At 35.2% G+C, this 19,972-nt stretch carries 22 protein-coding genes and 1 riboswitch; of the genes, 4 read left to right on the plus strand and 18 right to left on the minus strand.

The window, feature by feature from the left end; translation table 11 throughout:
• Positions 1-5: 5 nt before the first annotated feature.
• The 7 genes from acpS to HT586_RS10830 all read right to left on the minus strand — a co-directional run bounded on the left by acpS (position 6) and on the right by HT586_RS10830 (position 7,182).
• Positions 6-344, minus strand: a complete 339-nt coding sequence (gene acpS, locus HT586_RS10800; protein WP_203545790.1) for a holo-ACP synthase — start codon at positions 342-344, stop codon at positions 6-8.
• Positions 337-816, minus strand: coding sequence for a PH domain-containing protein (locus HT586_RS10805; protein ID WP_096078040.1), 480 nt, complete (start codon positions 814-816; stop codon positions 337-339). Before HT586_RS10805 ends, acpS begins: the two co-directional genes overlap by 8 nt.
• Positions 809-2,314, minus strand: coding sequence for a PH domain-containing protein (locus tag HT586_RS10810; RefSeq protein WP_203545791.1), 1,506 nt, complete (start codon positions 2,312-2,314; stop codon positions 809-811). Before HT586_RS10810 ends, HT586_RS10805 begins: the two co-directional genes overlap by 8 nt.
• Entirely contained in the window at positions 2,301-2,780 is a 480-nt protein-coding gene (locus tag HT586_RS10815; protein ID WP_203545792.1) for a PH domain-containing protein, read from the minus strand. Before HT586_RS10815 ends, HT586_RS10810 begins: the two co-directional genes overlap by 14 nt.
• Before the next feature lie 205 nt (positions 2,781-2,985).
• The gene (gene cshA / locus HT586_RS10820) at positions 2,986-4,503 is read right to left on the minus strand and encodes a degradosome RNA helicase CshA (RefSeq protein ID WP_096078037.1); all 1,518 of its coding nucleotides are present in this window, start codon (positions 4,501-4,503) and stop codon (positions 2,986-2,988) included.
• A gap of 265 nt (positions 4,504-4,768) precedes the next feature.
• Positions 4,769-6,106, minus strand: coding sequence for a UDP-N-acetylmuramoyl-tripeptide--D-alanyl-D-alanine ligase (locus tag HT586_RS10825; RefSeq protein ID WP_203545793.1), 1,338 nt, complete (start codon positions 6,104-6,106; stop codon positions 4,769-4,771).
• Positions 6,107-6,111: 5 nt separating this feature from the next.
• On the minus strand, positions 6,112-7,182 hold the full coding sequence (locus HT586_RS10830; RefSeq protein ID WP_096078035.1) for a D-alanine--D-alanine ligase: 1,071 nt from the start codon (positions 7,180-7,182) through the stop codon (positions 6,112-6,114).
• Between the two features lie 170 nt (positions 7,183-7,352).
• Here HT586_RS10830 and HT586_RS10835 point away from each other — a divergent pair, with 170 nt between their 5' ends.
• Positions 7,353-8,561, plus strand: coding sequence for an FtsW/RodA/SpoVE family cell cycle protein (locus HT586_RS10835; RefSeq protein ID WP_188018614.1), 1,209 nt, complete (start codon positions 7,353-7,355; stop codon positions 8,559-8,561).
• Positions 8,562-8,674: 113 nt separating this feature from the next.
• Here HT586_RS10835 and HT586_RS12440 read toward each other — a convergent pair whose 3' ends face one another.
• Positions 8,675-8,809, minus strand: coding sequence for an Lmo0850 family protein (locus HT586_RS12440; RefSeq protein ID WP_165958643.1), 135 nt, complete (start codon positions 8,807-8,809; stop codon positions 8,675-8,677).
• A 208-nt stretch (positions 8,810-9,017) separates the two neighbouring features.
• Between HT586_RS12440 and cls the strand changes: the two genes are divergently transcribed.
• Entirely contained in the window at positions 9,018-10,493 is a 1,476-nt protein-coding gene (gene cls, locus HT586_RS10840; RefSeq protein WP_203545794.1) for a cardiolipin synthase, read from the plus strand.
• A 265-nt stretch (positions 10,494-10,758) separates the two neighbouring features.
• Entirely contained in the window at positions 10,759-11,385 is a 627-nt protein-coding gene (locus HT586_RS10845) for an HD domain-containing protein (RefSeq protein WP_203545795.1), read from the plus strand.
• Between the two features lie 417 nt (positions 11,386-11,802).
• On the opposite strand, the gene yidC is transcribed toward HT586_RS10845, so the two are convergent.
• From yidC to HT586_RS10885, 8 genes are all read right to left on the minus strand, one after another.
• Positions 11,803-12,663: a membrane protein insertase YidC gene (yidC, locus tag HT586_RS10850; protein WP_203545796.1), complete on the minus strand. Its 861-nt coding sequence runs from the start codon at positions 12,661-12,663 to the stop codon at positions 11,803-11,805.
• Positions 12,664-12,742: 79 nt separating this feature from the next.
• Complete coding sequence (thiE, locus tag HT586_RS10855; RefSeq protein ID WP_188018617.1) at positions 12,743-13,384, minus strand: thiamine phosphate synthase; 642 nt, start codon at positions 13,382-13,384, stop codon at positions 12,743-12,745.
• Positions 13,385-13,387: 3 nt separating this feature from the next.
• A complete protein-coding gene (thiM, locus tag HT586_RS10860; RefSeq protein WP_223160866.1) occupies positions 13,388-14,170 on the minus strand; it encodes a hydroxyethylthiazole kinase in 783 nt (260 codons plus the stop codon).
• On the minus strand, positions 14,170-14,967 hold the full coding sequence (gene thiD / locus HT586_RS10865) for a bifunctional hydroxymethylpyrimidine kinase/phosphomethylpyrimidine kinase (protein WP_096078028.1): 798 nt from the start codon (positions 14,965-14,967) through the stop codon (positions 14,170-14,172). Before thiD ends, thiM begins: the two co-directional genes overlap by 1 nt.
• Positions 14,960-15,637 carry a thiaminase II gene (tenA, locus tag HT586_RS10870; protein ID WP_133354127.1) on the minus strand — a complete coding sequence of 226 codons (678 nt, stop codon included), beginning with the start codon at positions 15,635-15,637 and terminating at the stop codon, positions 14,960-14,962. The genes thiD and tenA overlap by 8 nt, the downstream gene beginning before the upstream one ends.
• 83 nt (positions 15,638-15,720) lie before the next feature.
• A riboswitch (TPP riboswitch) is annotated at positions 15,721-15,816 on the minus strand.
• 82 nt (positions 15,817-15,898) lie between these two features.
• Complete coding sequence (locus tag HT586_RS12550; protein ID WP_133354128.1) at positions 15,899-16,462, minus strand: transglycosylase family protein; 564 nt, start codon at positions 16,460-16,462, stop codon at positions 15,899-15,901.
• Positions 16,463-16,783: 321 nt separating this feature from the next.
• Complete coding sequence (locus tag HT586_RS10880; protein ID WP_203545797.1) at positions 16,784-17,629, minus strand: transglycosylase family protein; 846 nt, start codon at positions 17,627-17,629, stop codon at positions 16,784-16,786.
• Between the two features lie 230 nt (positions 17,630-17,859).
• Positions 17,860-18,600, minus strand: a complete 741-nt coding sequence (locus HT586_RS10885) for a single-stranded DNA-binding protein (RefSeq protein WP_165958644.1) — start codon at positions 18,598-18,600, stop codon at positions 17,860-17,862.
• 208 nt (positions 18,601-18,808) lie between these two features.
• On the opposite strand from HT586_RS10885, the gene HT586_RS10890 reads away from it, so the two are divergent.
• A complete protein-coding gene (locus tag HT586_RS10890) occupies positions 18,809-19,243 on the plus strand; it encodes a YwpF family protein (protein ID WP_111746788.1) in 435 nt (144 codons plus the stop codon).
• A gap of 52 nt (positions 19,244-19,295) precedes the next feature.
• On the opposite strand, the gene fabZ is transcribed toward HT586_RS10890, so the two are convergent.
• Both fabZ and HT586_RS10900 read right to left on the minus strand, forming a co-directional pair.
• The gene (gene fabZ, locus HT586_RS10895) at positions 19,296-19,733 is read right to left on the minus strand and encodes a 3-hydroxyacyl-ACP dehydratase FabZ (RefSeq protein ID WP_096078022.1); all 438 of its coding nucleotides are present in this window, start codon (positions 19,731-19,733) and stop codon (positions 19,296-19,298) included.
• Positions 19,733-19,957: a DNA-directed RNA polymerase subunit beta gene (locus tag HT586_RS10900; protein WP_198337200.1), complete on the minus strand. Its 225-nt coding sequence runs from the start codon at positions 19,955-19,957 to the stop codon at positions 19,733-19,735. The genes fabZ and HT586_RS10900 overlap by 1 nt, the downstream gene beginning before the upstream one ends.
• Positions 19,958-19,972: the final 15 nt, after the last annotated feature.

A 19,972-nucleotide genomic window follows, 5' to 3' on the forward strand; every position in this document is an offset into this window, starting at 1 on the left:
ATCCATTATTCCTCTATCACTACAAAAGCAGTTGCTACAGTTTCCGAATGTGCGATGCTCACATGTGCATCACTGCCTTCAATATAAGGCTTTCCACTATCATCATTTAAACAACAGATTTGATTGAATCTAAGTTGCCCTATGCCTGTGCCTAACGCTTTACTATATGCTTCCTTGACACAGAACCTACCAGCAAAAAATTCAACCTTTCGTTTTTCACTTTCAAAACTATCATACAGTTCGATTTCTTTTGGATGTAAAATACGGCCAACCATCTTTTTATTTTCAAGCGATTTACGAATGCGCTCTAATTCAATAATATCCGTTCCGATACCTTTAATCATGACTTCTCCTTACGTCGATGTTATTCATTTTTTGATGGATATATGTCTTTAATGTATCTGCTTCATGTTCATGAACATAAGGTATCTCCATATCATTTTCAGCTGTAATAATCTTTAATGACTTAATATTAAAACGCTTCATGATAAGACCTTGTTCCATTTCAACGTTTTGTATCGTTACATAAGGTACAATTAATTTCTCCTTATTCCAGATGCCGTTTAATGTTGTGATTTCTTCTTCTCCTAACCGGAATAATGATGTTTCATAAGTAAGCTTAGGGAATATAAAGAAATCCAGAATAAAAATAATCAATCCAATCACACCGATTCCGATAAATACATATGGATGAACAGGAATAAACCCTTTAAATTTAACAAACCATAAAACTGCTAAGACGATTAAAAAGACACTTGCTGTTAAACACGCACCAATCTTCATTAATTTTAAGCTATCTCTATGCATCTTATTCATATTGACGTCTCTCCTTTAACAAGAACCAATCATAGATGTTTGCAGCATCAACTTGTTCGATATAATCTAAACTACATTGTATGCTGTTACTTCCTGATGAAATGCCTAAACCGACACTTCTCAAATCTGCACGATTCATAAATGGTGTAGATGACACATTTATACCGATAATGTTCTCTTCTTTAATAAATGAAGTTTGCATTACAAATGCACCACCATTGCGCACATTAATCTGATCATCTAAAATAATATAGCCTGAATTTTTATATTTGATGATTGCTGTGATAAGGGTTAACACCATCAGCAGAATGACAATCAGCCAAGTATATTCAAACCAGTAATACTGAATGATGCCACCAGCAATTAAAAATATTATCCAGGAAACCTGGAAGTATCTGCGTATACTGCGCCTTGGAATAACTTTGTTTACTTCATCAAATTGATACTTCGGAACGAGTCTTTGAATCAATTGATAAGCCTCATCACGAGAAATAAACGGTAATACTTCTTCATCGCCTAAGATACTGTCTTCTGAACCTTTCATTTCACTCGTTGTAGTAACGACAAATGAGGTTTTATTCAATAACTTTCTCAGATAACTTTGTTTTTCTGTGACTTTCTGAATGTTCTTAACCGCGATATATTTATTTTTTCGTTCGAATAAACCATATTTAATATTGATTAACTCACCGTCAAACTTCACAGTATACTGATGATATTTCAGCGCAGTAATAAATATACCGATAATATAGCTAAATAACAGTGCCATTAGTATGATAATACCTACCATCATATAACTTTCTCCAACGATACCTTCCAATTTATCCAAATAACTATCCAAATTAAATATGTCATTCACTTGAGAATAAATAGCACCCACAACCGCGATGACCGTAAACATCGATGCACTTGTTGAACTCATCATAATAAGATCGGTAAATGATAATTGATAAATTGTTTCATAAGACTTTTCGTCGTATTTAATTACATCCTCTTCTTCATGATTTTCTATAAGAATATCTTGAACAACAGCCCCCTGTTGCAAATGAAATTTCCGCTGATTAATATAATCACTTAAAGCTTTAGCATCATTCTTTCCGATACTATTTAATTCAATCCCATCTCCTGCAGTCTTAATATGCATGATGACACCACCAAGCAATTGATTCGCAATCCCTGCTGAAGTATCCATCGTCTGAATTTTACCGATATATATTTCTTTTACTGTACGATTGATAATACCCTTTTGAAGCATTAATTTATCATCTTCAATCCAGTATTTTGTTATCTTTGCTTCAATCATACTAAATATTGCACTCAGTAGAGTAAATAATAAAATCAAGATAGCAAAGCCGTTATCTAGTAGTGCTTCCTTAGAAAATCCATCTTTAATGGTTAAGAACAACCCAAAGCCTATCGGAAAGATATTACTTTTTAAAGATTTGAGCAGATTAGATAGATACGTAGAATAATGAAGTGATTTTTTAGTTGAGTCCATAATGAATCTCCTTAATTCTTGCAATAATACGCTCTGCTAACGCTTCAGCTTCCTTTGTCTCCATATAAGGTAGAATAACCATATCTCCACGGGTGTATACTGTGACAACCGCAAGATTAAATTTTTTCATGATAAATCCTTGTTCAATCTTTACTGACTGCATCAAGTCTAGTGGTACAATCTTTCTACTCATAAAGAAGGCACCACTACTCATTTCAAGTGTAGCCTGATTGAGCTGATAACGTGTGTATTTATAACTTAAAAAAATACCAAGTGAAAGAATATAGATGGGTAACAGCATCAATAAGAATATCAAGTATGTATAACGCCATTCATACAACCAATTGATACCAAAATATAATCCCGTACAGATGGCTAAATTGAGTAACGTATAGATGCTCCATTTAATACGTCTGTATTTAGGAGTATTTGCAGGTTGTGCATGTGGTAACAGTTCAAAATACAATTCAATCGCCTCCATTTATGTAAATTATAACAAAGAACATAAGATTTTCATAAGGTGAGCGTAATATGTGAAGTTTGTCTCTATTTTTTTGTGCGGAAGTGGCGGGAGATTCGTTTTGAAGACACTTACTCACAACCAACAAAAAAACAGAAAAACACCTCAAACTAATCTTCTTGATTAATTTAAGGTGTTTAAAAATAACTATTTATTTTTTATGGTCTGCAAATGTTCTTGCTTTAAAAGGTTTTTTTCCGCCTTTTGAAGCACCTGCTTTACCAGCACGGTCGAACGATTTACGACGGTTATCTTTACCGCCATCTTTAGAACGGCTACGAGATCCACCTGAACGTCCGCTGTTTCCACCACGGCCACGACCATAAGATTTACCGCTTCCGCCTTTACGGCCAAGTGGTTTTTCAAATGTTAATTGTACATCTACATCGTTATTAGATTTAATTAATTCTTGTAATAATGATGCTACTAATTTCACATCACCATGTTCATTAATTAATTCCTGAGCGATTGACTCGATACGTGCTTCAGTATTTTTTTCAACCCATCCTTTAACTTTCGTCTTAACATCTAATTCACGGGCTTTCATTACTTCACCTGGTGTTGGTGGACGTAATGCAGTCATCGTACGATTTTTAGACTTTTCGATTTGACGGATATAATCCATCTCAACCGGGTTAACGAATGAAATTGCCATACCATGTTTACCGGCACGACCAGTACGTCCGATACGGTGTGTATAACTTTCAACATCTTGAGGAATATCAAAGTTATAAACATGTGATACGCCAGAAATATCTAATCCACGTGCAGCAACATCTGTTGCAACAAGGATGTCAATTTGGTCGTTTTTGAATTTCTTAAGAACTTCTAAACGTTTGGCTTGTGTGATGTCACCATGTAAACCTTCTGCACGGTATCCTTTAGAGATTAACGCACTCGTTAATTCATCTACACGACGTTTTGTACGTCCGAATACGATTGCTAGTTCAGGTTGATGAACATCTAAGAAATTAGTGAAAGTATCAAACTTCTCTAATTCTTTAACGATTGTGTAATGCTCGTCGATATCAGGATTTGAATCAACGTTTGTCATCGTCTTAACAATGATAGGATCTTTCATGAACTTTTGAACTAACTCTTGAATAGCTCTCGGCATTGTTGCTGAGAATAACATTGTTTGACGCTGTTCTTTCGGTAATTTATCCATGATAAAACGCATATCATCGATGAATCCCATGTTCATCATTTCATCTGCTTCATCTAAGATTAACGTATTGATGTCTTCAGTTTTTAACGTACGACGGTTTAAATGATCGATTACACGACCAGGTGTCCCAACTACGATTTGGGGTTTCTTTTTTAATTCTCTGATTTGACGGTCAATCGGCATTCCACCGAAAACTGTCGCTACTTGAATCCCTTGTCCACGACTAAATGCTTTTAATTGTTCAGCAACCTGGACTGCTAATTCACGTGTAGGCGCAAGAATTAAACTTTTGATCCCCTCTTGACCTCTAACTTTTTCAATTAAAGGAATTCCAAAAGCACCAGTTTTACCAGTACCAGTTTGCGCTTGGCCTAATACGTCACGGCCTGCCATCGTATGAGGGATACTATCCGTTTGAATCGGTGTAGGTTCTGTAAATCCCAATTTCTCCAGCGCATTTATGGTAGGTTCGCTGATACCTAGGTCTCTAAATTTTTGCAATATTATTTCTCCTTTTATCTTTCATAAATTACGCCTCTATAGTGTGCGCATTCGACTTGTCCTCATGGCATAGAGTAATTTTTCACCCTCTTGCCTATTCAACTTCTCTATCTTAGCACCTATCGTATATTTTTACAATCAATACAATTGTAAATACAAGTTTCAATACATCAAAAAAATGACTGTAAGCTATACAGTCATTCAATTTATGTGTGCTGGAAATATTTTTTATTTATTTTATTGCTTACAGTATTTATCAAATAATTTATATCAAATGATTAATAATCGTTTCAAGCGCCATGCCGCGGCTTGCTTTAAATAGTATAACCGTCTCTGGATTTAAATATGGTATTAGTGCTTCTTCAAGCGCTTCTTTCGTTTCAAAATGCATAGCATTCGTGAAATCTTGTGCTTTATCATGAATGTATTTTGCTTCAGTACCGACTGTAAATAAATGATCAATCGATTTATTTTCGAAATAAGCACCTACTGCTTCATGATACATCTTTGAATCAGGACCGAGTTCTAACACATCGCTAAATACGATAATCTTCGTCGGTACAGCCATAATTGATAACGTATCAATAGAAGCACGCATGCTCGTCGGACTTGCATTATACGCATCATTGATTAAACGGGTCTTATTCTGCCCAATAATTTGTTCCATGCGCATATTTGTTAAATGCAGATGTCCTAAATTAACATTGATTACTGCGTCACTTAATCCAAGTAAACGACCAATCGCAATCGCGATTGTTGCATTTCGGGCATTATGAGCACCAAGCGTCGGAATGCTAAATTGCGCTTCCCCTACTTTAAAAGCAATGCTTCTTTCAGATGCTTGTAAGTCATGAATGTAAAAATCGTTAACCTGATTAAAGCCGATACTTTTATAGTCACCCTCAGTATTATCTACCAATTCATTTAATAATGGTTCATCGCCATCATAAAATAATGGACCCTTTAATCCCTCAGTAATTTCAAACTTGGCTTGTGCGATACCAGCTCTTGAGCCTAAGTCACGCATATGACTTTCGCCAATATTAGTAATCGCAGCAATATCAGGTTGTACGAGATTTGATAAAAATGCAATCTCACCAAACCCCGACATACCCATCTCTAATATAGATATTTCAGTATCTTCATCTAATTGACACAGTGTAATCGGCAGTCCTATTTCATTATTGTAGTTGCCTTGCGTCTTCTTAACTTTAAAATTTGGTGCCAGAACAATTTCCACCATATCTTTTGTAGAAGTTTTACCGTTACTTCCTGTAATCGCAATAACTTTCGGGTTTACTTCTTCTAAATAAGCTTTACCGATTGCCTGTAATGCACTTAAAGTATCGTCGACTACAACTAGCGGTAACCCTACAGGCATGTTTGGTGCATCACTTTGCCATAAAGCAGCTGCAGCACCACTTTCTATTGCTTGCGCTACATATTGATGTCCATCAACATGCTCACCTTTAAAAGGAATAAACAATACATCCTCATTAATATGTCTTGAATCAATCGATACGCCATCGATCATCACATCATGATACCCTTTTACAGTGCCATTCGTTTGTTCTGCAATCCATTGTAAATTTCTTTTTATCATCGTTATCAGTCCATTTTGTATTTAATTTTTTTCTTGTCCGCATGACGTTCTTTTGCTAAATTAATTAATTCCGTTATAAGTTCACTGTAACTCATACCCATATTCTGCCAAAGTAATGGGTACATACTAAACTGCGTGAAACCAGGCATCGCATTTGTTTCATTGATGTAGATCGTGTTGTCTTCAGTTAAGAAAAAGTCAGCACGAACTAAACCTGAACAATCTGTAGCTTTAAATGCTTCTACAGCCATATTACGCATTGTTTCCTGAATTTCTGAAGGAATATCAGCAGGAATTTCTAACTGCACTTTGCCGTCTTTATACTTCGATTTATAATCATAAAAATCTACATCTTTTACAACTTCTCCAGGTAATGTCGTTTTAGGATTATCATTCCCTATTACCGCAACTTCTATTTCGCGCGCAACGACACCTTGTTCTACAACAAGTTTACGGTCAAACTGCAGCGCTTCTTCAATGCCTTGAATTAACTCTTCACGGTTCGTACATTTTGAAATGCCAACAGATGATCCTAAGTTAGCTGGTTTAACAAAGACCGGATACTCTAATTTATTGTTAACAAGCTCTAAAATATTATGTTTATAAGTCTCATATTCACTACGTAAAAAACTTACATAAGGTAATTGTGGTAAGCCGCGATTTGCAAATAATTGCTTCATCACTAATTTATCCATAGAACTTGCGGCGGCTAATACACCATTACCAACATAGGGTAAATCTAATACTTCAAATAATCCTTGTATTGTGCCGTCTTCACCATTCGGTCCGTGGAGTAAAGGGAAAATCGCATCATAAGATTTTCCTTCAGTAGATGCTGTTAATAAATGCATGATAGAGTCTTCATTTGTTGATGATAATCTTAAAGTTTCGCTATCTTCAATACGTTCAGTGATTTGTGGACCTTTTATCCACTCACCTTCGTTTGTTATATAAATTGTATCTACCGCATATGTTGCTTTGTCCATAGCGTTGATTACTGATTGCGCCGTTAAGATAGAAACTTCATGCTCAGCACTTTTACCGCCATAGACGATACATATATTTTGTTTAGACATGTTAATTCCTCCAGAATATTAATATAATAATACTATCACGATATATGATGATATGCATGTTTTTTATCGAAAGGCGTAAATCATTCACAAAAGAAGCATTTATTCCTATAATGTTTCAGATAAGTTATGTATAATAATGACTATAATTTATTTAGAGTAGGAGTTTGGCCATGGCTCAATCAAGTAATACTTCACGCATCAAAATTAAGCGCCCATGGATTGAAAAAATCGATTGGTGGCTCATTATTCTTATATTATGTTTTTTCACTGTTAGTTTAACTGTGATCACATCAGCAATGGATGGTCAGCAATATGGGACGAACTTTGCTGAACGACAAGTATTCTATTATATTCTCGGATTTATTTTAGCATTCAGTATTATGCTTATTAAACCAAAATTGATCAATAAATGGGTCTTCGTACTTTATTTTTTAGGTAATTTAGCCCTGCTCGGTTTATTGATACTACCTGAATCTTCTTTAACACCAACAATTAACGGTGCAAAAAGCTGGTATGTATTCTTTGGGCGTCTGAGTTTACAACCTTCTGAATTTATGAAGATTATTTTAATTCTGGCATTAAGTAAGGTTGTATACGATCACAATCGTTTCACATATTACAAATCTTTTCAGACAGATATCATTTTACTGATGAAGATTGGTATAACTGCGATTATTCCTATGATATTAATCTTGTTACAAAATGATTTAGGTACGACACTCGTATTACTAGCGATTATTTTAGGGATAACGGTAGTCTCAGGAGTAACCTGGCGTATACTTGCACCATTTTTAATTGGTCTTACAACAATTGGTGCCACGCTTATACTTGCAATTATCTATAAACCTGAACTTATCGATAAAGTACTCGGTATTAAGACATATCAGCTTGGCCGAATCAACTCATGGTTAAATCCCGCACAATATAGTGATGGTGAAGGTTTCCACTTGATGGAATCATTAAAAGCTATTGGTTCTGGGGGGTTATTCGGCAAAGGATTTAAAGGTGGAGAAGTGTACATTCCTGAGAATCATACCGACTTTATCTTTTCAGTAATCGGTGAAGAATTTGGATTTATCGGTACTGTTGTAGTACTCGTACTATTTCTGGCATTATTTACTCATTTAATTCGTATGGCACAAGTATCAACAAATCAATTCGCTTCTATATTTTTAGTAGGATTGATCAGCATGATTATCTTCCATGTATTCCAAAATATCGGCATGACGATTCAGGTTGTGCCAATTACAGGTATCCCATTACCATTCATTAGCTATGGTGGTAGTGCGCTTTGGGCATTAATGTGTGGTATAGGTGTTGCATTATCTATTTTTTATCACTCTGATGCCGAACAAATTAAAAAATATAAACAAGTGTGATAATAAATAGTCACATAAAAAACTCTTTATCAACCCATATTGGATTGATAAAGAGTTTTTAATTTAAATAACAAAAAAGACATTCTAAATCCGAATGTCCTCTCTTATGTATATTATTTTAATTTTGCGGGTGCTACATGAGGTAACGTACGCATAACTTCAAGTCGTGATTTTGTTTTTGAGATATTAACACCAAGTGAAGAAAGCAGAGTGACAACATTTTTCATTTTTTCTTGAGATTGTTTCATTTCGATCACTCCTAATCAATTTGTTAATATTAGTGTACCCGAAAATAGCCAATATAGCTATAGGTCCATAGACTTATTTATGTAAAGATTTTGTGAACATTGATAGCAATTTGTAAAATCAAATATCAGTATTAAAATTGTATAGCCGCAAAAGTATTTAATTGTTTTTTCATGTATAATAGAGCTAATTCTAAAGGAGGCATGCTTTTTGTCAGTATTCTCAAATATCGATTACTCTCAAGTTTTTTCAATACTTTTCTTTGTTGCATTTGTCTTTAACATATTTTTAGCTTTCGTAATTATCTTTTTAGAGCGTAGACAAGCAGGTTCAACTTGGGCATGGCTACTGGTATTATTCTTTCTGCCGATTATCGGTTTCATATTATATTTATTGTTCGGCAGACAGATTAAGCAATCCAGTATCTTTAAGCTTGACGAAGAAGATAAGCTCGGTCTTCAGCAAATTGTTCATGAACAGAGGCATGCAATTGATGAAGATGATCTAATGGTGCGCTCTAAAGAAATTATGAAACATAAAGATATTATCCGCATGAACTTAAATAATTATTCATCATTCCTGACGACGGATAATGCAGTTGAAATTCTTACAGATGGCCGTAAAAAATTTGACGCGCTAATTCAGGATATCCTGAATGCTAAAGACCATATACATATTCAATATTATATTTTTAAAAAAGATGGTATCGGTAAAGAAATATTAGATGCCTTGATGCAAAAGCTTAAAGAAGGTGTCGAAGTAAAAATGCTATACGACGACATCGGTTCACGTACATTAACTTTATCACGATTTAAAAACTTTAAGAAACTTGGTGGTCAAGTTGAAGCATTCTTTCCTTCACACTTCCCACTCATTAATTTCAGGATGAATAATCGTAACCACCGTAAAATCGTTGTAATAGATGGAAAAATAGGATATGTTGGTGGCTTTAACGTCGGTGATGAATATTTAGGACTGGATAAACGATTTGGTTACTGGCGCGATACACATTTACGTGTCGAAGGTGACTCAGTCAATGCATTACAACTGCGTTTTATGATGGACTGGAACTCTCAGTCAACGCGTAACTTTATGCATTATGACAAAAAGTATTTTCCGGATGTTAATAGTAAGGGCGAAATCGGAATTCAGATTGCATCGAGCGGTCCGGATTCGAGTGAACAACATATTAAATTCGGTTATTTGAAGATGATTACCTCCGCGAAAGAATCGATATTTATTCAGTCACCATATTTTATACCGGACACTTCTTTACTTGATGCATTAAAAATCGCTGCGCTGACTGGTGTTGAAGTCAATATCATGATTCCAAACAAACCCGATCACCCTTTTGTTTACTGGGCAACCTATTCAAACGTCGGTGAATTGATTCATGCGGGCTGTAATATATTTATCTATGAGAATGGATTTATCCATACAAAGATGATGGTCATAGACGATGAAGTCGCAAGTGTCGGTACGGCAAATATGGACTTTAGAAGTTTTGAGTTAAACTTTGAAGTTAACGCATTTATATACGACCATGATATTGCCTATAAATTACGCAAGACGTTCGAAGATGACGTTAAAGTTTCCAGTCAGCTAACGAAGGAAATTTATGATCAACGCGTATTACTCATCAGAGTAAAGGAAGCCATTGCAAGATTAATATCACCGATATTATAAAAGAGTGTGAGGAATCAATTCTCACGCCCTTTTTATTTAATGTATCAATAAGAAATCAGCTGCTAAATTTAAGAAAAATACACTATGAATAATCAAATATGTAAATCCGAGTTTCTTTTGTTGGTTAGTTAATTCGAAATGATATGTATTGTTCATGATTTACATCCCCTTTGATATAAAAGTATGTTTTGAATTTTCTGATAATTTGTAATCTTATTATACCAACTTTTTATAAAAAGTAAACATTTAGAAGGAGTTTTTTCACATGATTAACAAAGAAGTGCTACACATCACTGAATCGTTTGTGAAAAATGTACATCAAGGTGAATCAAGCGGTCATGACTTTGCGCATATCGAACGGGTGCGTAAAATGGCTGTTATAATCGCTGAAAAAGAAGGCGCAGATCTTTTTATCGTTGAAATGGCAGCGTTATTACATGACACAGTTGACGAAAAGTTATTTGATACTAAAGCAGCATGGGAACGATTAAATAAATTTTACGAGGAAATCCATCTTTCTATAGAAGCGCAACAAGCTATTAATCATATCCTTAAATATATGAGCTTTAATGGTGGAAAGAACGAAGGTAAATTAAAATCACTTGAAGGCAAAGTTGTTCAGGATGCTGACCGACTTGACGCGCTAGGTGCGATTGGAATTGCCAGAACATTTATGTTTGCCGGAAAGTTCGGTGAAGCAATGTATGATCCAAATATACCTGTACGCGATGATTTAAGTGACTATCGAACACCGAGTACTGCTATCAATCATTTTTATGAGAAATTATTTAAGCTCATAGACTTAATGAATACTGAAACAGCAAGAGCAATGGCAGAAGAACGTAATGAATATATGAAAGCATTTATTGAACAATTTAAAAAAGAGTGGTGATAGTTGTGACAGAAGTGGCTTCAGATCTGGTTTGACGACACTTACACAAGGATTTTGCGTCTATGGTGGACAAAAGTGACTTCAGATTTGGTTTGACGACACTTACTCAAGGGTTTTGCGTCTATGGTGGACGGAAGTGGCTTCAAATTTAGTTTGACGACACTTACTCAAGGGTTTTACGTCTATGGTGGACGGAAGTGACCTCAAATTTAGTTTGACGACACTTACTCACTGGTTTTATCTCTATGGTACACGGAAGTGACCTCAAATTTAGTTTGACGACACTTACTCACTGGTTTTATCTCTATTGTACACGGAAGTGGCTTCAGATCTGGTTTGACGACACTTCCGAACTACTTTCCTCTCACCCAACAAAAAAGTGACCTCAAATCAATTTTGAGGTCACTTTCTATCTAACTATTTCTTTTTCTTCTTTTTAGATGATACAACTTGTACATTTTTAGGTTTATCTTCAGCTTGATTTTGTTCATGCGCTGCAACTAAAGGTGCAATTTCTTCATGTACTTTCTTCTTATAGAACTTATTACCTAACCAAGTTTGCACAACTAAGAATGCGCCACCGACAGCCCAGTATAAAGGTAATGCTGCTGGAGAGATTGCTGACATCCACACGATCATAATCGGTGAGATAAACATCATCATACGCATTTGTGCTTTTTGTTCTTCAGGAATGTTTTGCATTGATACATAAGCCTGAATTGCATAGACGATACCTGCAATGACTGTCATTGCAATATCAGTCTTTGTTAATTCGAACCATAAGAAATCTGGATATTTTGTAATACCACCTGATGTCGGGTATTTCAATACATAGAATAATCCCGTTACGATCGGTAATTGAATCAGTAATGGTAAACATCCCATGTTCAGCGGATTGATACCATTATCTTTATATAATGCCATCATTTCCTGGTTTGCTGCCATCTTCTCTTCTTGTGTACGGGCGCGTTTCACACGTTCCTGAATTTCAGTCATCTGCGGCTTAATTAACGCCATCTTTTCTTTCATTACATATTGGTTCTTATATGTACGCATCATAAAAGGGAAAAGTGCTAAACGCACGATTAAAGTAATCGCGATGATTGCTAAACCATAGTTATGTCCCATATTTGCACCTAACCAATGGATTAATTGGTCTAACGGATGTACAAATGTATCATAGAAAAATCCAGTACGATTCTCTTCTTTTGAATAATCACAACCCGCTAAAAATAATGCAATTGCAATGATTAACGGCCAAATTGCCTTTTTCTTCATTCTTTCACCTCATAATATTATTCACATAGAGGTTATTTTATCACAAAAAGTGATAATCTTAAACAAAAACCATGTATTTTTATTTATCTGTATAATATTTCAGGTAATCTGTAACAACTTGTTTAATATCGTCACTTTTCGTAATAGAAGAAATTGTTGAGATTCCATCAGCTCCGGCAGCAAGAATCATCTCGCTATTGGCATCTGTAATACCACCGATAGCGACGATAGGAATATCTTCGTCATATAGTCTCATTTTACGGATGAGTTCTATGCCTCCAGGTTTCTTCGCATCACTTTTACTGCTTGTTTCATATACTGGTCCTACACCGATATAATCAACATGCGTCAAATCAGATTGATCATATTCAGCAAAATTACCGACAGAGAGCCCGATAATCTTATCATTGAAATCATCAATGATGTTCTCGATTTTCTCATCGTCCTGGCCGAGATGAATACCGTCCGCACCAATTTTCTTCGCTAACGCAATGTCATCGTTAACAATAAACGGTACACCTTTTGCTTTACACATCTCAAAAAGTTTTCGCGCTAATGTTTCTTTAGCTTCACCAGTCAGAGCATTCTGACCTTTTTCTCTGAATTGATATAGTGTAATACCTGCTTCAAGGGCTTCCTGTAATACTCGCTCAAGATTACCGTCAGATGTATCCTGAGTGCCCGCAATAAAATAAACGCGCAATAATTTTCTATCAAACATTCGCTACACTTCTTTCACAAGTCTATTCTCTGCCACATCACTTTCCTGTATTAAATATAACTGATCGATTAAATTCACAGCAAAATGTCCCGGCAAAGTGCCGTTAGACGCACGTTCAGCAAACTCTGAGGCAACAGTATATGTTGTCAATGCTTCTGTTAATGTTTCTAACGTTGGTTTAGTTTCATTATATATGAAACTAGCAACAACTGCCCCTAATAAACATCCACCACCTGTGACTTTTGTTAAAAGTGCAGTACCATTCTCAATTAAGTTAATTTTTCCATTCACACAAATCGCATCGATTTCACCTGTTACGACAATCGCACAGTTAAATCTATTATATGCAGCGCGTGCAACATCTTCTGTTGACAGACTCGTATCTGCATCTGTTCCTTTCATACGCGCTTCTCCTGTCAAAGCTTGTAATTCAGAAGCATTGCCACGTATTACTGTAATTTCATATGTCTCTAATAATTTTAAACAGAAATCTTTACGCAATTTAGATGCGCCACATGCAACAGGGTCCAATACGATAGGTACATCATGTTGATTAGCATATTTTGCAGCAGCCAGCATATTTTCGATATCACCTTCTTCAATTGAACCAATATTGATGAGCAATGCACCAGCATGTGTTAGAAATTCGTCCATCTCTAACTTTTCTGTTGCCATCGCCGGACTGGCACCTAAAGCCAGTAGACCGTTCGCTGTAAAATTTTTAACTACGTCATTTGTAATACAAATAATCAGTGGATTATCTTTTCTCAGCTGTTCTAATATCATTATTCCATCTCCTGAAATTTAAAGTGATTAACCGGACCTTGACCATGTCCTAGTTCTGGTGTGAATCGGATCGCTATATCCATATAACGTTTAGCAAGTTGTACTGCTTCAACAATGGATTTTCCTTTAGCAAGTTCAGATGTAATTACTGCTGAATATGTACATCCTGTGCCATGTGTGTGTTTCGTATCATAACGTTCACCTTTCAAGACAACAAAATCATCTCGAGTAAATAAATAATCTGTAGCATCACCTTTAAGATGACCGCCTTTTATCAGTACACTGTCAGATCCAATTTCATTAATAAATATTTTACCCGCACGTTTTATATCATCAAGTGTTTCCACTTTCATCTGTACGATTTCCTCAAGCTCCGGAATATTTGGTGTCACGACTGTTGCTACATCTAAAAGTTTTGTACGCACCGCACTACGCCCATTTTCATCAAGCAATGCATCACCACTTTTAGCTACCATGACAGGATCGATTACATAAGGAATATCATGTTTTACAATATAAGGACGTACGACATCCATAACTTCACTCGTTGCAAGCATTCCTGTCTTCACTGCATCCGGTATGATATCACTGTATACACTATCCAGTTGTGCTGCAATAACATCAACATTCTGATTAAATACTTGCTGAACGCCTAAAGTATTTTGTGCGACAATACTTGTTACAACACTCATACCATAGACGCCTCTTGATTGAAATACTTTTAAATCTACTGTTGTTCCAGCGCCACCCGTTGGATCTGTTCCTGCAATCGATAAAGCTGTTTTCATATTATTCAACCACACTTTCCCAAGTTTCTTGTATATAAGCCATATTAAAGAAACGTTTCTCATGTATACAGCTCTCTTTAAAGTTCTTTGTTAATATCGCGCGTTCCGCTTCACTTGCATGTTCTGCAAATTCATCTACCCAGCCATCCAGATGGTCCATTAACGGTTTCATCTCTTTTGCATAGAAATCTACCCAGTCTTTAAATGGATTGCCGTTGAAATCATGACGTTCTTTCATCTTTAAAGCAACTTGCTGATAAACATACGGACACGGTGCCATCGCACAAATTGTAAATGCTGCATCACTATAACGATATGCATTAAAATACATGTGTTTAATATAATGATCACTTGTCGGGTACCATTCTCCGTCTTTAATAATCGTTTTATAATCAACCTGGGCATAGTCTGCTAAAGTATAATGTGCAGTGACTTCTCCGTTCAAGACAAAATCGATTTGTTCTAGTAAAAATTTAATACCTTCTTTATCATCTAGTTTTGGAATTAATAAGCTATAAATTTTCGCAAACTCGTTTAAATAAAGATGATCTGCTTTTAAATAATGAATCACTGCTTCTTTACTTAAATCACCACGCACCATTCCCTGAATAAACGGATCATTGTAAATTGACTCGATAATTGGCTCTACTTCTTCTTTTAATTGTTGTGTAAACATCATTTACCTCCTCAAAATATATAAAAAAAAGCCCATTTCCATATAGGAATTGGGCTAAATACCGTTATTAAAAAAATAATATCAATAAAGGAATTTAACTACTTTCCTACGCTAGCATTATCTAGATCAGGTAAAGGGTTTGACAAAGTCATCTCAGCCAAAAGGCACCCCTAGTAGTATATGTATTTATTGTTAGTGTAACGCAAGCAAGATGTGAAAGCAAGATATGAAAAAAGACCAACGATAAAATCGTTAGTCTTAAAATTATAAGCGAAGTCCACATACTGGCCAAGGTTGCGCACCACGCATGTTATATAAAATTTGAGCACGTTTCGTTTGTTCAGCTGCTGATGCCTGGTGTGGATATCCATAACCACCAACACCACGCCATGTTTGTAAATTAAATTGGTACATACCATAATAACCATTTCCAGTATTAATAGACGGATTACCACCAGATTCACATTGTGCTAATGCTGACCAGTTTAAACCTCTGTTAATATAAGTAGAATTTGTTGTTTTTACAGTTTTTGAACTTGTATAAGCGGTTTTACTTACAGGTGCTTTATACGTTGATTTTTTGTAAGACGTATTTTTATATACAACACTATTATTTTTCCCATTAATTTTTAACACTTGGTTCGGATGAATTAAGTTAGATCTTAAGCCATTTGCTGATCTGATTGCTGCAATTGACGTACCATATTTATTAGCGATGCTCCATAATGAATCACCAGATTTAACTTTATATGAAGCTGCGTCTGCTGTTGAAACTGCCATCGTCGTTGTGATTGCAATTGCTGCTGTAACACTCAAGATTTTTTTCATGTTTATTTTCCTCCGGGAAATCTTTGTTTTTTATTTTATTACTGAATTCTTTTGAATGAATATGCTTTGTTCTTGTAGTTAACTATATCAGAAATAAATATTTCATAGGTTACAGCCAAATAAAAGATATGCCCTTTTATTACGCTTGCGTTACAATAACAAAATAACAAATAAATTAATTTCCATATAGTGTTAAATGTTTAAGAGAAATATCAGTTAGCTCGCTATGTTATGAATTATTAAGAATGTCACACTTTTGAAACAATTGACTAAATTTTTTCATAAAAAAAGCAGAACGTAAAGTTCTGCTAAAATTTATTATTAGTATGCTGTTGACCAATGTTGCGCGCCGTGTTGCGTATATAACATACGCGCACGTTTCCATTGTTCTGCTTCTGAAGCTTGTGCTGGGTTACCAGTTCCGCCTACAGCTGCCCATGTTTGTGGAGAGAATTGGAATAATCCGTAGTAACCTGCTGCATTAACTGCTCTTGGATTTCCGCCTGATTCACGTTGCATGATTAAACGTAAATGTGCATCAACTGATGAATTACCAGCTGGTGCTGATGTTTGTTGTACTGCAGCACGTTTAGTCTGTTGTACTGGCGCTTGTTGTACTGGTGCTTGTTGTACACGAACTGCTTTTTGAGTTTGTTGTACTGGTTGAGCTTGTGGTTGTGGTTGTACAGTTGCTGCAGTATTTTGCGTTGCAACCGGTGCTGAAACTGGTGCTGCTACTTTTTTAGCAACTGGTGCTGCTTTTACTGGTGCTGCTTTTACTGGTGCTGCATTCGCATGTTTACGATCTGATTTTTTCTCAACGATTAATAATTGACCTTCATTTAATTCTTTAGAAGATTCAATTTTATTCCATTTTTTTAATTCCGTAATTCTTACATCAAATTTATGTGCGATTTTACCTAAAGTATCTCCAGCTTTAACTTCGTATTTACCTTTAACTAATACTTCTAACTTTTGGTTAGGAACGATTACCTCTGATTTTAATTTATTAATGTTTTTAATCTTTTCGATTGTAGTGTCATACTTATCTGCGATTGTCCATAAAGATTCACCTTGAGCAACTTTATGTTCTTTTGCGTCTGCTTGTGTTGTAGCTACACCTGTAGTAAGTATTGCCATTGTAGTAATTGCTGCTAATTTTTTCATTATATATAATTCCTCCGAATAATCTCTTTTATCAATAACACTACTTTATCACGATTTTACATTTCTTTGGTTACAGCATTATTATAAGTAACTTCCTTAAATTACAAATATATTACAACCATATCTCATTTCGATACAAAAACCGTCTATCGCCCCGGCACGGGCGATAGACGGTTTAAATTGGGAGGTGTATTGGGATGTGAGGTGTGTGAGTAATGAAGTAGTGTTACTTAAAATGGGATTTGTTGATCTGTTATTTCATCATCTGTCATTTCGGTCTGAGTATCATTTGCTTCATTATCTATCGTATTATTGCTTTGACTAGTCGGTTCTACAACTTCATCATTGTTATCAAGCGTTGCTTCTTTGTGATTAATAGATGACTCGCCACTGAACTTCTGTACAATTTCTTCTGCCTGTTCCTGAATCTCAGCAGACATCTTCTCATCTTTATTCAGTTTAGTAGACCATCGCTGATTGTAGGTCGTGACAGGTTCATGTTCTTGTTGTCCTGGTGTTACATTAGAAACAGCTTCCTTTTTATGGTCCGTCGTTTCTTTCTTAACTGCACGATATCCATTAATAACGATTAATTTTTCATCGTATGACAGTTCATCCCATGTTTCATCTGGCGTCTTTTCTTTATTATTACCGCCGAATGAAGGAAGAAACTTAATACTTTCTATTACGATTTCAGTTGAATACCTTGTCTGACCATCTCTTTCATAGCGATTATTATGAATTTGTCCTGTCACACAAATGAGAGAACCTTTCTTACAAAATGAATGTATATTTGTTGCTGTTCGATTAAATGCTTTACATCTCAGAAAATCAACTGTACTTTCTTTCGCACCCTTCTTCTTTCCGCGATCAACCGCCAGAAAGAATGATGCAATTTGTAGTTTGTCTGAAAAATTCTTTAAATCTATATCACTGGAAATCCTACCTGCGAGTATCACTTTATTTATCAATGTGTCACCTCCTTTCTTAATAGCACTATATAATGAAAATAAATTGTTGAAAAAATGCAGCAATTCATTTTTAGATATGAAGAACGTTCAAAATTTGAATAATTCATCATTTTCTATCAAAAATAAAAGTATTATTGATTTAAAAAGAAAGATTTTATAATTTGAAAATTATATGTGATAATTTATAATAGATAATGGAGGGATATACATGAAAACGTTTAAAGCAGTAAGATTTCAAATAGTCGAAAATGAATCAGTAACAGAATATGCGCTACATGACGGTGTCATTATTAATAAAGAAAACAGCGGTACAGGTTGGCTGCTTGAAATCGTTATCGATGATATTCATCTTGAAAAAATGCAGCACTATTTAGAAAATGAGACGATGCTCGATACACGTGTTGTTATTACACGTGCATCAAATGATCCTGCCTTATTTGAATCAACTGTAAAACAAATTATTCCTTTAAAAGATAAAATCTCTGTAATCATTGAATGTCATATCTATACGTTACGACAAGTTTATGCAGAGAAGTTACTTGAACAGCTTGTAGCGGACGGACTAAGTGGTCAGGAGCTACTTATCGCATTCAACCGCATGATGAAATCAAAACCAAAATTAAAAGATGAAATAGAAGAATAAAATAAAAAGAAGATAATCCGGAAGCTTGTGCTTTCCGAATTATCTTCTTTTGTTATTTCTCTAAAATTGCAAAACTGATTTCACAGCTACAAGCAATCTCACCATTCACCGTAGCCTTTGCTACACCTTTACCTAATGGTCCTTTTACTCTTGTCATTTCTACTTCTAACTGTAACGTATCACCAGGTGTAACCTGCTTTTTAAATCTGCATTTATCAATACCAGTAAACATTGCAAGCTTTCCTTGATTCTCTTCTAACTTAAGCATTGCAACAGCACCAACTTGCGCTAGTGCTTCTACAATTAATACACCAGGCATTACTGCATAATCAGGAAAATGCCCCTGAAAGAACGGTTCATTACCACTTACCTGTTTAATACCAGTACATTTTTTTCCGTCTTCTAATTCAATGATTCTATCAATCAATAAAAATGGATAGCGATGTGGAATAATCTTTTTAATTTCGTCAAAAGTTAGTAATGTTTCCATCAACTTTCACTCCCAGTTAGTTTTAATAAGTGTGTCCATGTCGATGATTTAAATACATCCATCGGAGAATGTAAGATACCATACCCAATCATCATTCCGATAACAAATAAAATCATCATTAATAAGATTATGATACTTACCATTAACAGAATGGGTATACGCCTATGTATTACTTCTGTGCCATTAATAACACTTACGTTTTGATTTAAGTTCGGTCGTTTCAAATCAATCACCCCTCA

This window comes from Macrococcoides bohemicum (assembly GCF_016865215.1).
Lineage (GTDB): Bacteria > Bacillota > Bacilli > Staphylococcales > Staphylococcaceae > Macrococcoides > Macrococcoides bohemicum.

Coding starts and splice junctions, on each gene's coding strand:
- acpS (WP_203545790.1), bottom strand. CDS start 344: ATGATTAAAGGTATCGGAACGGATATTATTGAATTAGAGCGCATTCGT.
- HT586_RS10805 (WP_096078040.1), bottom strand. CDS start 816: ATGAATAAGATGCATAGAGATAGCTTAAAATTAATGAAGATTGGTGCG.
- HT586_RS10810 (WP_203545791.1), bottom strand. CDS start 2,314: ATGGACTCAACTAAAAAATCACTTCATTATTCTACGTATCTATCTAAT.
- HT586_RS10825 (WP_203545793.1), bottom strand. CDS start 6,106: ATGATAAAAAGAAATTTACAATGGATTGCAGAACAAACGAATGGCACT.
- HT586_RS10830 (WP_096078035.1), bottom strand. CDS start 7,182: ATGTCTAAACAAAATATATGTATCGTCTATGGCGGTAAAAGTGCTGAG.
- HT586_RS10835 (WP_188018614.1), top strand. CDS start 7,353: ATGGCTCAATCAAGTAATACTTCACGCATCAAAATTAAGCGCCCATGG.
- HT586_RS12440 (WP_165958643.1), bottom strand. CDS start 8,809: ATGAAACAATCTCAAGAAAAAATGAAAAATGTTGTCACTCTGCTTTCT.
- HT586_RS10845 (WP_203545795.1), top strand. CDS start 10,759: ATGATTAACAAAGAAGTGCTACACATCACTGAATCGTTTGTGAAAAAT.
- yidC (WP_203545796.1), bottom strand. CDS start 12,663: ATGAAGAAAAAGGCAATTTGGCCGTTAATCATTGCAATTGCATTATTT.
- thiE (WP_188018617.1), bottom strand. CDS start 13,384: ATGTTTGATAGAAAATTATTGCGCGTTTATTTTATTGCGGGCACTCAG.
- thiM (WP_223160866.1), bottom strand. CDS start 14,170: ATGATATTAGAACAGCTGAGAAAAGATAATCCACTGATTATTTGTATT.
- tenA (WP_133354127.1), bottom strand. CDS start 15,637: ATGATGTTTACACAACAATTAAAAGAAGAAGTAGAGCCAATTATCGAG.
- HT586_RS12550 (WP_133354128.1), bottom strand. CDS start 16,462: ATGAAAAAAATCTTGAGTGTTACAGCAGCAATTGCAATCACAACGACG.
- HT586_RS10880 (WP_203545797.1), bottom strand. CDS start 17,629: ATGAAAAAATTAGCAGCAATTACTACAATGGCAATACTTACTACAGGT.
- HT586_RS10890 (WP_111746788.1), top strand. CDS start 18,809: ATGAAAACGTTTAAAGCAGTAAGATTTCAAATAGTCGAAAATGAATCA.
- fabZ (WP_096078022.1), bottom strand. CDS start 19,733: ATGGAAACATTACTAACTTTTGACGAAATTAAAAAGATTATTCCACAT.